The following is a 13,198-nucleotide window of genomic DNA, read 5'->3' on the forward strand; positions in this document are numbered from 1 at the left end:
TCTTTTTTTATGGCTCACTCATTTTGCGATCAAGTTACAACTAGTATTTTATTGATCATGTTTGCCAGATTATCTATATCAGCCAGAGGTCTCAGCACTGTGGTCGTTCGTCTGAGATATAAGCCGTTTAACAATTATCATAGGCATTAAGGCACACGGGCATTATCTTGTATGCCTTTTATGAGACACGGACTTACTTTATTTTTCAGCTTTTGTTTCATGTTTATGAGCCTGTGTGCACAGGATACAAATGTGGGCCAGTTAAGCATTACCGTCACAACTGCTGATAACAAAAACCTGGAGGGGGCGAGCGTTGAATTGCATCGATCCGGAGATTCTGTACTGGTAAAAACAGATCTGACCGATAAAGATGGAAAGGTTGTTTTCCGCGGAATTGCACCCGACAAATATTTCGTGGCAATTTCTGCCGTCGGCTTTCTTACATATTACTCTGAAACGACCGGGGTTTTTAATAAAGAGGTAACAATGAAACCAGTTACTCTCAGGCAGGCGACAACAATCCTGGCAGAGGTAACAATTACCGGAAAGAAGCCATTTATTCAGTTGATGCCAGACAAAACTATTGTAAACGTGGAGGCTGGTATCTCCAACAGTGGTGCGACCATCCTGGAGGTGCTCGAGAAATCACCCGGGATCACCATTGATAAGGACGGAAATATTTCACTTAAAGGAAAACAAAACGTGCTTATCCTTATTGACGGAAAGCCGACTTATTTGCCTGCTTCAGAGATTGCTCAATTACTGGCAGGAATGAACGCTTCACAGGTTGAGCAACTCGAAATAATGGATAACCCGCCGGCAAAATATGATGCTTCGGGAAATGCCGGGGTAATTAATCTCCGCACCAAAAAATTAAAACAACGTGGATTCAACGGTAACCTGAGCACCTCATATGGGCAAGGACATTATTATAAAAACACAAATAGTCTTTCTCTCAACTACCGCCATGACAAATTCAACATCTTTTTCACCTACAGTTCGGGATTCAATAAAGGGTTTACAGATCTATATGCACTGAGAACATATTATGAAACCAATACTGATAAACCGGTTGCAGTGCTGAACCAGGATAACTGGTTAACATCAAGGCTACAAAATCATACAATGAGAATGGGTGCGGATTATTACCTGAACAAGTCGACCACTATCGGCTTTGCTGTCAACGGGATAAGAATGAATCGCAACAGCACGGGAGACGCACAAAGTTCCTGGTTGAACCCGGGAGGCCTTATTGATTCATTGGTAATAACAAAAAGTTCAGGTAGTAACGTTTTTCGCAATGCCGCCGGGAACCTTAATTTCAGACATGAATTTGCAAAAGGTAAGGAGCTCACAGCTGACCTGGACTACCTGGACTACACTATTCAAGGCAACCAGTATTTCGACAACGTCGTTAGCAAACCAACCGAATACACGGAATCCATAAAAGGAAACCTGCCTTCCACAATAAACATATTTTCAGCCAAGGCAGACTATCATCAGCAGGTAGGCAACACCGTTACCCTGGACGCAGGTTATAAATCCTCTTTTGTAAATACTGACAACCTGGCCCAGTACTACATCCTCGATAGCATTGGATGGATACCAGACTATGAAAAGACCAGTCATTTTCTTTACCGTGAAAGGATACATGCCCTTTACGTTTCTTCCGAAAAGAAATTTGAAGGGTTTACTGTTCAGGCGGGTCTGAGATATGAACACACTGAATACGATGCAGAACAAAAAGGAAACATTCAGCGCAAGGATTCTTTATTCAGCAGGAAATATAACGGATTGTTCCCTACTCTTTTCGCCCAGTACAAGGCAGACTCAAATCACAGCTTTTCAGTAACGGCCGGAAGGCGAATCGACAGACCCGCATATCAAAAGCTTAACCCTTTTGTTTTTGTAATAAATAAGTACACCTACCAGCAGGGCAATCCATTTTTCAGACCTCAATACACCTGGAACTTCCAGCTAAGTCACCAGTTTAAGCAGGTGCTGGTCACTACGCTTAATTATAGTGTCACAACTGACTATTTCTCGCAGATCTTTTTGTCTTTACCAGATGGTATTCTTGTTTATTCTGAGGGAAATCTTGGCAGGATGCGCAACGTCGGGATCTCGGTCAGCAGCCAGGTCGATGCAGCAAGTTGGTGGTCGATCAGTGCCGAGGCAAATCTTTACAACAAAAAGATTGAAGGTGTTGTATGGGACGAAAGACAAACTGCACTCACTCAATTCAACATGAACATTAATAACCAGTTTCGACTGGGTAAAGGGTGGTCCGGCGAGCTTTCAGGATTTTTTGTCACAAAGGAGCAGGAGCTCCAGGAAATAACCGATCCGACCGGCCAGGTTACGGCAGGCATTGCGAAACAGGTTTTGAAAAATAAGGGTTCCGTTAAGGTCACTCTCCGTGATATATTCTATACCCAGGCGATGAAAGGTGATACCGACTTTGAACAAGCGTCTGAATATTTCAAACTAACAAGGGATACGCGCGTGCTGACTGTGGCATTCTCGTACCGTTTTGGAAAATCATTCAAGGGACCAGCTAAGCGTACTGGCGCAACCGAAGAAGTGGAGCGCGTTGGTACAGGCGGATAAAAAAAACTGTGGGTAACCACAGTTTCAGTTTGATTCGTTATTGTAGTTCTGTTATTCCACAACAAGGATGCCCTTTGCAGTAAAGCGGATTTCTTTCTGTGGTTTTGTAATGGCCGCAATTTCTTCCTTAGATTTTTTTGCATCTTCTGCGTAATGCTGCAGTTCTTCAACCGAAGCAGTTTTCATCACCGCTTCGCCATCCAGTATCACTGTCTTTCCAATCAGATCTAGGGGTACAAAGAAGCCATAGTCTTTCATTTTCACAAATACCTTAGTACTGTCAGGCATTGCCAGCGATATCCAACAACCTTTTTTAGGGCAGACATCGGTTACTTTAGCTTTGATTTTCGTAGGGACAGCTTCTTCATTCACCAGCTTGCGTGGAAGTTCCGCTATCGCTATGGCGCCCTCCGGTTTAATAGCTTCACCGTAAGTATTGCCAACTTTGGCTTTCCCGGCAGGGGGTTGGGCCATTGCCAGAAAACCGGCAGATAATACTGTAATAAGAAGGAATATTTTCTTCATGGAATTTTATTGAGTGTAAATCAAAATTAACCTAAGTATTCAGAAATACAACCTATTTCGCGATATCGATTTTAACCTTTTTATTTTTGATTTTTTCGTTTTTTATAGCCATCAGGGTTCTGCCCACTTTAGATTTCCGGACCGCCACAAATGAAAAGAAATCTTTTACTTCTATGAGGCCGATATCCTCTTTCTTCAGCTCTCCCTTGTTGGCCAGGAAACCCACGATATCGACTTTGTTGACCTTGTCTTTTTTGCCGGCAGCAATAAACAGGGTGGACCACTTTGGTTTGTCCGGGATCACGGTTTGCTCGGGGAGTTCAAGCCTTTCCGGGACGCTATCAAGATATCCGGGCAATTTTTCCTCGGGACCCAGGATAAAAACGGCTGTACCACTCGCATCCATGCGCGCCGTGCGCCCGTTCCTGTGTGTAAACGTTTCTTCGTTGTTCGGTAAATGGTAATGAATGATGTACCTGATATTTGGTATGTCCAGGCCCCGTGAAGCCAGATCAGTGGTGACTAAAATGTCGGAAGTGCCGTTTCTGAATTTACATAAAGCGCTGTCACGCTCCTGTTGTTCCATCGCTCCGTGGTAAAATACATTCACTATACCCTTGTCGCTGAGCATAGCGGAGGTTCTTTCCACAGATTCACGGTGATTACAGAATATGACAGAAGAACGACTGCCATGAAAGCAGAGAAGCCGGAACAATGTATCCAGCTTGTCCTTATCCTCACTTTCTACATACTGCACGGCAAGTGCTTCTGTTTGCCCGGGTGTCAGGAAATTTATCTTCAACGGATCTGTAAGGCCAAGAAAAGCCGGTATCTCACTGGTATCTGTAGCCGAAGTTAATATTCGTTGTTTAACGCCTGGAAGAGAGCCGATAATAAAAGACATTTCTTCCTGGAAGCCAAGTTCCAGACTTTTGTCAAATTCATCCAGGATCAATATTTCTATACCTTTTGTTTGAATATTGCCGCGCCGGATATGATCAGCCAGTCGGCCCGGTGTGCCCACAATAAGCACCGGTGCCTCCAAAAGGTTGTTTTCCTCGGTCTCACGCTTGTGTCCCCCATAACAGCAGGTTATTTTCAAGCCTGTACCCATAGATTTGAAAACCTGCTCGATCTGTAATGCAAGTTCCCTTGAAGGCACGATTATCAACGCCTGGGTCGCGCTGGAGTTTGGATCAAGTTTTTCAATAATGGGCATCAGGAACGCCAGGGTTTTTCCGGAACCGGTTGCCGAGAGCAATATCACATCTTTGTTCTGCGCTATTGACTGGCTCGCAGCAATTTGCATGTCATTGAAGCTGTCAATGCCAAGGTTTGAAAGGATGGATTTATGAGAAATTACGTTTTTTTGCATTGCCGCAAATTTAAGATAGTTTCAGCCATTGCCCGGATTGATTTTGAACGGGTCCTCAGCTTAGAAACCAGCAACAATAAAGGGTCCGAATGATGGAAGATGAAAAACTCAAATTCAAAAGCACGCTGAAAGCATACTGTGTTCGTTTGTTGGAAGAACGCCTGGAGAATGTTGAGCAACTTATTCTTTCTGCGCAGGAATCCGCGAATAATGAAAGCAAGAGTTCTGCCGGGGATAAATATGAAACTAGCCGGGCGATGGGGCACCTGCAGAAGGAAATGTACCAGCAACAAGCACTGAAGATCCGGCATGAATTGCTAAAGGCGAACGCTACCGAACTCAAACTCCACCCGAACGTCGTAAAAAAAGGCACACTCATTATTGCAGGTGAACGTGGAGAACTCCGGATCTTTATTTGTGCAGGGCTTGGCAAAAAAGTGGTGGATGATCTGACAGTGCTGTTTGTATCGGACGAAGCTCCTTTATATAATCTCCTCTGTAAAAAAGCCGTTGGCGAATTACTGGTCATCGACAAACATGAAGAGCCGATCCGGGAAATATGGTAGTACCGTGTTATTGCTGCACTGAGCTTTTGTTATGAGCCGGAAAAGACTAAGTTTGACAATAAATTGGTGAGCTCAACTATTCACTTAAAGACAAAAAAATCAATCAATTAAGCAAAGATAATTATGAAAGTGAGGTCCAAAGTCCCGTTGAGATTAGGTTTAGCTGGCGGGGGAACAGATGTTAGTCCGTATTGTGATGTGTACGGGGGCTGCATATTGAATGCGACAATCGATCTTTTCGCATACTGCACGCTTGTTCCGGCTGACAATGGAATGATCAGGTTTCATGCACTGGACCGGGACGAGGTCTTTGAAGCACCTGTGACTGATCACCTGGTTACCGACGGGCTGCTTGATCTGCATAAAGGAGTTTACAACCGGGTCATCAAAGAATTCAGGATAGAGCCTTTTGCTTTTGATCTGAAGACTCATAGTGATGCACCTTCCGGATCGGGGTTGGGCTCGTCTTCTACTATGGTGGTATCGATATTACAGGCATTTGTGGAGTATCTGAATCTCCCCCTGGGTGAATATGATATCGCCCAACTGGCATATTCGATCGAACGAGAAGACCTGGCTTTAAGTGGTGGAAAACAGGACCAGTATGCGGCAACTTTCGGGGGTTTTAACTTCATGGAATTTTATGCTGAAAACAGGGTGATTGTTAACCCCCTCCGGATCCGTGAACAACATATTGAAGAACTGGAAGCTTCGATGATGTTATATTATACAGGGATGTCAAGGTCCTCAGCCAGGATCATAGAAGACCAGAAAAACAGCCTGCAAAGTTCAAATGAAAACAGGCTTAAGGCGATGCACCAGATAAAAAGTGATGCCTACCTGTTAAAAGAGTACCTGTTGAAAGGCGAATTCAATAAAATGTTTCTCGCAATGCAGGATTCATGGGCGGCCAAAAAAAGTACTTCTGATTCAATCTCAAATCCACATATTGATACTATTTATAACACCGCCCTGAGCGCTGGCGCGTACAGCGGGAAGATTTCGGGAGCAGGCGGCGGGGGGTTTATGATGTTTTTTGTGGATCCTTTGAAACGCCTGAGTATAAAGACAGCATTGGCCCCGTTTGAAGGAGAATTTGTGAATTTTCATTTCTTTAACAGGGGTGCTAATAGTTGGAAACTGTTGTAATAAGCCTCAATTCTGTAAGGGAGGAAGCCAATACTTCTGTGTTTTTGAAAGAGGACATTACAAGCGGATTCAACAACCAAGACATAAACATCTAAACACAGCCGCATAGATTTGCAGGGGCGTCCCCTGCGCTTCAAAATATCTTTATCCATAAAGTCTTGTTGTCCAATGGGATATGAGGTGGCGGCTGGTATTGTGGACAGTCAAAGCGGGAAATTTGGATGTTTACCCTGCTAAATGCTGTACATTCACTGTTTATCCGTCCCCGGAAAAAAAATGGTTGTCCTCATAGACGCCAGGCGACGGACTTCGTATTCTCTGGTTAACGTCTTCCTTTCAAGTTGGTAATGGTTAGTAGCAAGTATGCATTTGCCGGATTGGTTAACGCCACCCCGGAAAAGTGGCATGTATTTAGAATTAGGATATCACCCGGATCCGACCCCTGATACTATTGCTATTATTCGAATGAAAATTGGTCGTGGCAGTGGACTACAGATGGGGTTGAAAATTTTCACAGCAAAACAATCATTACAATTTCAGAGCATCAAAGATGACCAATGTTGCGTAAACTCAGAATTCATATTGCACTTCTGGACACTATTGTCCTGAATGTTGCAATTATTACCACTGAACAGATTTTTCAAAACAAGCTATCGCCGCTTACGGAATCGGTTTACCTGAGGTTTTACCTTTTCATGAACATTGCCTGGGTTACCATCAGCCTGATATTTTCTCTTTATAAAGATGCTTACAACTCGATTTTCGAGCAGTTTTGCCGGCGATCCATGAATGTTTATATCGCCTGGTCGATAACCATATTTGTTTACCTGTTTTTCTGGCGGCAGCTGGAACTTTCAAGATTATTTATCACCGTCAATATGGTTGGATTCGGATTGCTTGTTTTGTTCAACCGGTTTATCTTTCTCACCACCACGTACCCCAATGCAAACAGGCGACCGGTAAAAAATGTTATGATTCTCGGTTACAACGATGTCGCTAAAAAGCTGGCGGGTTATCTTGAACAGGAGGCGACGAATAAAGTGGTTGGTTTTTGTGATAAACAGGAGAATGTTAAAGAACTAAGCCATTATCCGATACTCAGCGATGTTTCAGGCGCTATGAAAATGTCAAGGCAGTATGACGTGAACGAAATTTATTCAACCATTGCTCCGGAGCATAATGACCATGTTTACCAGATCATGCAACAGGCCGACCGGGAATGTATTCGTTTTAAACTCATCCCGGACATGACTTTGTTCCGGAAAGAGCACGGACATCTGAACTATGTAAAGGACATGCCGGTACTTTCTTTCAGGAGCGAACCATTGGAAAGCTCACGGAGCCAATACCGCAAGAGAATCTTTGACGTATCGGTCAGTCTCCTGGTAACTATTTTTATACTTTCCTGGCTTATCCCTATAATAACATTACTTATATGGCTGGAATCCAGGGGTCCCATATTTTTTGTGCAGATGCGTAGTGGAAAAAATAATAAAGCCTTCCCTTGTATCAAGTTCCGCAGCATGAAGGTGGACAACGAACATGAATCCCGCCAGGTCACAAAGAATGATGACCGCCTGACGAGGGTTGGTAAAATTTTAAGGAAAACTAATCTGGATGAATTTCCGCAATTTATTAATGTGCTGCGTGGAGAGATGAGTATCGTAGGTCCGAGGCCCCATATGCTTGAGCACACCGAGAGTTATTCTAAAAAAATTGAGCAATACATGGTGCGGCAGTTTATGAAGCCGGGCATAACCGGATGGGCCCAGGTTAACGGATTCAGGGGAGAAACAAAATCGCTCGACCAGATGGAGAAAAGGGTTGAGCATGATCTCTGGTACATGGAGAATTGGAGTCTTTGGTTAGATGTCCGGATCATCTTCATGACCATATTTAATGCCATCCGCGGCGAAGAAAATGCTTTTTGAAATGGCTCAGACAGCGTCCCTGTCTTCTGTAAGCCGGAACCAGTTTCCGGAATCATCAGTAAAAGCTGCCTCATATTGACCTAGAAATCCTTCCCCGGGTTTCATCAAAAATTTTACGCCTTTTTTCCGCAGCTCCAGGTAAGTTTCATTAAGGTTACTGCACCGGAACACCCCGTAGCTGAACACCTCGTGCCTTATCAGGTCCTGTAAGTTTTCAACTTGCTGCTTTGTAAATATCGAACCTTCTTCAACGGGTATAAGCATCAGCTGGTTGCCGGGCTGATCAGGCATGCAGACAGAGGCCCATCGCTTGTCCGAATCGATCGCGATATCTGTATGTACCTGGAATCCAAGCTGATCAACGTAAAATCTCAGCGCGTTTTCGAGGTTTAGTACATAGATTGTTACACTAGCGAGGCCAGTTAGCATTATCGGATTTTGTTCTGAAAGCCGCTTTCCAAAACCATGGGCCAAAAATCAGGCAGCTGATTTTTGGGTTTTTCTTATATTCACTTTTGGTTTCGTTAATACCTTCAGCTTTTTGATGAACACAAATTTACTTTGCGTTCTGGTAAATGCATATGGGTGGTTACGACATTAAGCGGGGTTAATTCCGACGATTGTTTTTGGAGAAATTAGAAGCACCAATGAAACATATTTCCATATTGATACCGGAGGGGGATTGCAGCATCACCCATATAGAAGCAAGTCACCAGATTCTTTCTGAGGTCAATGTCTTTCTTGCCAGCCTGGACCGCGATCCGCTTTTTAACATTGAGTTGGTTGGTCTGAACAAAGAGGCAGCATTGAAGAAGCGCTTTTACAGCGTGCATCACGATAAGACAATTTCAGATGTTCATAAAACTGACCTCATAATTATTCCGGCCCTCCAGGGTGCTGACATGGAAAGGGCCGTAAGCATTAATCAGGGTTTCGTAAACTGGATGCTGGAGCAACACAAGGCAGGTGCAGAAATCGCCAGTCTTTGTCTTGGCTCGTTTTTACTTGCGTCAACCGGATTATTAAAACATAAACAGTGCACAACCCATTGGAGTGCAGCTAACGATTTCCGTAAAATGTTTCCCGACGTTGAGCTTGTACCCGAGAAAATACTTATAGATGTAAATGGGATCTACTCAAGCGGAGGTGCATTGTCATTTACAAACCTGCTGCTTTACCTGATCGAAAAGTATGCCGGCCGTGACATTGCAGTGCTGGCCTCAAAGACTTTCATGATAGATATTGACAGGGACAGGCAATCGCCTTTCATCATATTCAAAGCGCAAAAGGATCATGAAGATGAACCGATTCTGAAAGCGCAGAACTTCATCGAAAAAAACTATGCAGAAAAACTCACTGTAGATGAACTTGCTTCCATGTTCGCACTGGGCAGAAGGAACCTCGAAAGAAGATTTAAGAAAGCTACTTCCAATACAGTCGTCGAATATATTCAAAGGGTGAAAATAGAGGCCGCTAAATTCAGCCTTGAATCATCCTATGATAACGTGAACGAAGTGATGTACAAAGTTGGCTACAACGATACAAAGGCTTTCCGCACCACTTTCCGAAAAATAACCGGCTTATCACCTATACAATACCGCACAAAGTTCAAGCAGAAGGTAGGTTGATGTTACCTGCTTCTTCCCTCGGAACCCGGATAATAGCCAGGTATAGTATCGCTCTGCCATAACTCACCCGTAGTTACTTCCAGTGCACTCAGCTTGCCATCGAATCCTGCACCAGTGTCTACATTAACGATGTTCAGTGCCCTGATGGGAACACTCACATCATAAAATATCGTAGGGGTATGGCCGATATATATTTCTTCAAATAGTCTAAAGACAGGTGGATAATCCTCTGCTTTGGATCCAACTTTATCATGAAGTCTCAGGGCTTTCTGCCACAGGGAACGATCCCAGTTGTATTTGCCATCACGAAACTCAAAATCCGGCCCCTCCAATGTCGAGTAACCGGCGTGAATAAAAAGACGGTTTGAATCATGAACAAGGTAATTCTCCAGTTTCGCGAAAAATTCAATATGGTCATGTCTGTCTTTGTCCACGATCTCCTTATAGCTGTCGATGGTCGCATAACCACCATGCCGGAGCCAGATGGAATCTGGTTTGTTTCCTTCGAGCCAAAGCTGACACCATACATCGTGATTGCCTTTAATGAAGGTGCAATGATGATCCTTCGAAAAGTTTATGAGGAAAGTTATTACCTGTGCAGATTCCGGCCATCCATCAACATAGTCGCCAAGAAAAATAAATCTGTCATCGCGCGCCGGCCTGATAATTGTCAATAATTGGTGCAGGGCTTGTAAGGCGCCGTGTATATCCCCGATTGCGATTGTTCTTGCCATTACTAAAATTAAGATTGCACCAACACTGCTACAGGGAACTTCTGAAAGATCTTGTGCACATCTATGTTGCTGCCGGTAACTTCCTCATGGGTAAAAAGGTTTTTCCAGTTTGTTGGCGCTTCCGGTGGCAATTGGAGATGAAGTTCTTTTCCGGTATCATTTACTATCCCCATTGGCAGCACCACTAAAACGAATTGGTCTTCGTGTCTTCTCATAAAAGCCAGCACTTTGCGCTCGGAGCCATCTCCATACACAGGAATGTATGCTGCTTTGGTAAACAGATCCGGGTTTTGTTTCCGGAACCTCAATACCTCACGGGTCACAAACATTTTCTGGGTTCCTATCTCATAATTCTTTTCAGAATAATCCAGCAAAGCATCACGGCTTATCCTGTCCCTGGTTTTCATATCATGAATCAAACGTTTGCGCAGATCATAGTTAACATAACGCCTGTTATCCGGATCAACGTAACTAAGATCCCATAACTCGCACCCGCGATAGATATCAGGAATTCCCGGTGCCGTACACTTGATAATCACCTGGACCATTGTATAAGTATTGGCAAACCTGATTATCTTTTTTACAAAAGGCATTAATGAAGGCAGGAAACTATCTTTTGAATTCAGCAGGTGTTCTATAAAAGCTGTTGCCGCTGCCTCATAACTATAGTTTGGATTGATGTACTCGGAACGAAGTTTAGATTCACGCAATACCTTGATAAAAAATATTTTGGTCCTTTCTACAAATTCCCTGGTTACGTTGAGATCTTCCGGAAAGCCTCCGATGATTGCCTGGTACAAATAATATTCATCGTTTACAATCGGCGCTTTTTCTCCTGCGACAACCTGCCTGTAGGGTTCATTGATCTTTTGCCAATACGCTACAAGATCCTTCCATTCGTCTGCCAGCTCGCTGATAATATTTATCCGGACACGTGCATCTTCACCTCTTTTTGTATCATGTGTGGACGTGCAGTTAAACGAGTAGGGATTTTTTTCCTGTCTTTCAATCATCTTGTTATGAAACTGTTGAATGTCTATGCCGAGTACTCTTGGCTGATCACCAACTTCATTATGCGAGATCAATGGATTGTAGAGATAAAAAGCGGTGTCTTCAACACCTTTAGCTGCCAGTGGGCCGGTGAACTGAAAAAGCCGTTGAATAAAATTGAGCCTGTTATTGGTTTTTGTTGTGTCTTCATGTGGTTCAAACAGTGATTGAAGAACGGTCAGTTCGTAATCAAGATCAGGGAACAATTTGCGCGCTTTATCAAAGCCGGCTTTTACGAGTTCATCATCATTAGGATCAAGCGGCATCTTTTCTACATAAGCCCTGTACACCGGGAATGCCGCCATGAAAACACCTAACGCTTTTTTCAACGCAGGCATTTTGATCTCTTCATCTTCAATCAGGCTCAAGGATAAAAGCAGGCGAAGCAGGTTATCCCATTCACCGTTAAGATATGGTTCGAGGAATGACAGCTTCTTTTCAAAAACCATTTTATCATAATCATTGAACTCGGGCACATATGAGTTATAGATCTTAAGCAATTTTTCCGAACCCTTGTTATCAGTAATTACCTGGTTGATGTACGAAAGGAATTCATAGCCGCTTGTACCCTGTATCCGCATCTCCGGTAACTCTTCCTTATCGTCCAGGATTTTTTCAACTATAATGTAACAGTCTTCGCCAAAAAGTGTGCGCAACCGGTCGACATATTCTACCGGGTTACGAAGTCCGTCCACATGGTCAATTCTTAGTCCCTGTATATGGCCGAGTTCATAGAGTTTATGGATATATGCATGATAGGCATTAAACACTGCTTCATCTTCCATCCGGAGACAGATCAATCCATTGACATTAAAAAACCTGCGGTAGTTAATGCTTGTGTTTGACTCCATGTGATAGCAGAGGATATAGTGCTGCGAGTTCACTATGCTCAGGAGTAACTCGTTATCAGTGTTGATGTCTTTGATCTTTTCTTCAATGTTAAATGCGACCGTTTCATCATGCAGCTGCGCCATCAGCTCTGCCTTCATTGCGCAATGTTGCTCGTAGCTGAGACCATTGTTGGTGATAAGGGCATTTAGCAGGGAGTTAACATTATTGAACTCATCATTCAGACAGCCAGAAATCAGCAGGGGATATGTTTCCAGGCTTATCGGATAGTACAGCTCACGATAGGCGAGAAAGAAGCCGTCTTCCCTTAATCTCACATTCAGAATGTTTTGCCTCAGGCAATCCGACACGGGCGCCTCAAGGAAAGGAACCATCAGCTTACCTGTGTAAAAGGGATGTTCCCAATCGATATCAAAATATGTGGCGTATGAGGAATTCGTTCCTCGTTCGAGCACATCCTTCAGCCAAACATTGTTTGTGTCGAATGCCAGGTGATTAGGAACTATGTCCTGGATCCAACCTATACCTTTTTTTTTGAGACCCTGGGCGAGGCGTTTCATTTCGTCCACCGTGCCCAGCTCTTCATTTATCCGGGTTACATCTATTCCATCATAGCCGTGCTCACTTCCTTTTGCAGCCTGCAATACAGGCGAAGCATAAATGGTGGTTATTCCAAGGTCTTCAAGGTAGTCAAGTATATTAAAGAGATGATTGAAAGTAAAATTCCTGTTAAACTGAATGCGGTAGGTGGATGAGGGTATAATCATTTGTAAAATATTTT

The 13,198-nt window shown here is 43.6% G+C and carries 10 protein-coding genes; 5 read left to right on the forward strand and 5 right to left on the reverse strand.

Going from position 1 to position 13,198, the window contains the following annotated elements:
* Positions 1 to 225: 225 nt before the first annotated feature.
* Positions 226 to 2,610, forward strand: a complete 2,385-nt coding sequence (locus ACX0G7_RS14975) for an outer membrane beta-barrel protein (RefSeq protein ID WP_458924305.1) — start codon at positions 226 to 228, stop codon at positions 2,608 to 2,610.
* 51 nt (positions 2,611 to 2,661) lie between these two features.
* On the opposite strand, the gene ACX0G7_RS14980 is transcribed toward ACX0G7_RS14975, so the two are convergent.
* Positions 2,662 to 3,135 carry a DUF4920 domain-containing protein gene (locus tag ACX0G7_RS14980; RefSeq protein ID WP_458924306.1) on the reverse strand — a complete coding sequence of 158 codons (474 nt, stop codon included), beginning with the start codon at positions 3,133 to 3,135 and terminating at the stop codon, positions 2,662 to 2,664.
* 52 nt (positions 3,136 to 3,187) lie between these two features.
* Positions 3,188 to 4,510, reverse strand: a complete 1,323-nt coding sequence (locus ACX0G7_RS14985; RefSeq protein WP_458924307.1) for a DEAD/DEAH box helicase — start codon at positions 4,508 to 4,510, stop codon at positions 3,188 to 3,190.
* An 89-nt stretch (positions 4,511 to 4,599) separates the two neighbouring features.
* Here ACX0G7_RS14985 and ACX0G7_RS14990 point away from each other — a divergent pair, with 89 nt between their 5' ends.
* The 3 genes from ACX0G7_RS14990 to ACX0G7_RS15000 all read left to right on the forward strand — a co-directional run bounded on the left by ACX0G7_RS14990 (position 4,600) and on the right by ACX0G7_RS15000 (position 8,156).
* Positions 4,600 to 5,076, forward strand: coding sequence for a hypothetical protein (locus tag ACX0G7_RS14990; protein ID WP_458924308.1), 477 nt, complete (start codon positions 4,600 to 4,602; stop codon positions 5,074 to 5,076).
* A 123-nt stretch (positions 5,077 to 5,199) separates the two neighbouring features.
* On the forward strand, positions 5,200 to 6,225 hold the full coding sequence (locus tag ACX0G7_RS14995; RefSeq protein WP_458924309.1) for a GHMP family kinase ATP-binding protein: 1,026 nt from the start codon (positions 5,200 to 5,202) through the stop codon (positions 6,223 to 6,225).
* Positions 6,226 to 6,782: 557 nt separating this feature from the next.
* Positions 6,783 to 8,156: an undecaprenyl-phosphate glucose phosphotransferase gene (locus tag ACX0G7_RS15000; RefSeq protein ID WP_458924310.1), complete on the forward strand. Its 1,374-nt coding sequence runs from the start codon at positions 6,783 to 6,785 to the stop codon at positions 8,154 to 8,156.
* A gap of 6 nt (positions 8,157 to 8,162) precedes the next feature.
* On the opposite strand, the gene ACX0G7_RS15005 is transcribed toward ACX0G7_RS15000, so the two are convergent.
* Entirely contained in the window at positions 8,163 to 8,585 is a 423-nt protein-coding gene (locus tag ACX0G7_RS15005; RefSeq protein ID WP_458924311.1) for a VOC family protein, read from the reverse strand.
* A 218-nt stretch (positions 8,586 to 8,803) separates the two neighbouring features.
* On the opposite strand from ACX0G7_RS15005, the gene ACX0G7_RS15010 reads away from it, so the two are divergent.
* The gene (locus tag ACX0G7_RS15010) at positions 8,804 to 9,784 is read left to right on the forward strand and encodes a GlxA family transcriptional regulator (protein WP_458924312.1); all 981 of its coding nucleotides are present in this window, start codon (positions 8,804 to 8,806) and stop codon (positions 9,782 to 9,784) included.
* Positions 9,785 to 9,786: 2 nt separating this feature from the next.
* On the opposite strand, the gene ACX0G7_RS15015 is transcribed toward ACX0G7_RS15010, so the two are convergent.
* Together ACX0G7_RS15015 and treY are read right to left on the reverse strand one after the other, a co-directional pair.
* Positions 9,787 to 10,518, reverse strand: coding sequence for a metallophosphoesterase (locus tag ACX0G7_RS15015; RefSeq protein WP_458924313.1), 732 nt, complete (start codon positions 10,516 to 10,518; stop codon positions 9,787 to 9,789).
* An 8-nt stretch (positions 10,519 to 10,526) separates the two neighbouring features.
* Positions 10,527 to 13,184 carry a malto-oligosyltrehalose synthase gene (gene treY, locus ACX0G7_RS15020; protein WP_458924314.1) on the reverse strand — a complete coding sequence of 886 codons (2,658 nt, stop codon included), beginning with the start codon at positions 13,182 to 13,184 and terminating at the stop codon, positions 10,527 to 10,529.
* Between the last annotated feature and the right edge of the window lie 14 nt (positions 13,185 to 13,198).

It is taken from the genome of Flavitalea antarctica (assembly GCF_054461535.1).

Excerpts from the sequence above, each read along its gene's own strand:
- ACX0G7_RS14975 (WP_458924305.1), top strand. The coding sequence starts at position 226 with ATGAGCCTGTGTGCACAGGATACAAATGTGGGCCAGTTAAGCATTACC.
- ACX0G7_RS14980 (WP_458924306.1), bottom strand. The coding sequence starts at position 3,135 with ATGAAGAAAATATTCCTTCTTATTACAGTATTATCTGCCGGTTTTCTG.
- ACX0G7_RS14985 (WP_458924307.1), bottom strand. The coding sequence starts at position 4,510 with ATGCAAAAAAACGTAATTTCTCATAAATCCATCCTTTCAAACCTTGGC.
- ACX0G7_RS14990 (WP_458924308.1), top strand. The coding sequence starts at position 4,600 with ATGATGGAAGATGAAAAACTCAAATTCAAAAGCACGCTGAAAGCATAC.
- ACX0G7_RS14995 (WP_458924309.1), top strand. The coding sequence starts at position 5,200 with ATGAAAGTGAGGTCCAAAGTCCCGTTGAGATTAGGTTTAGCTGGCGGG.
- ACX0G7_RS15000 (WP_458924310.1), top strand. The coding sequence starts at position 6,783 with ATGTTGCGTAAACTCAGAATTCATATTGCACTTCTGGACACTATTGTC.
- ACX0G7_RS15005 (WP_458924311.1), bottom strand. The coding sequence starts at position 8,585 with ATGCTAACTGGCCTCGCTAGTGTAACAATCTATGTACTAAACCTCGAA.
- ACX0G7_RS15010 (WP_458924312.1), top strand. The coding sequence starts at position 8,804 with ATGAAACATATTTCCATATTGATACCGGAGGGGGATTGCAGCATCACC.
- ACX0G7_RS15015 (WP_458924313.1), bottom strand. The coding sequence starts at position 10,518 with ATGGCAAGAACAATCGCAATCGGGGATATACACGGCGCCTTACAAGCC.
- treY (WP_458924314.1), bottom strand. The coding sequence starts at position 13,184 with ATGATTATACCCTCATCCACCTACCGCATTCAGTTTAACAGGAATTTT.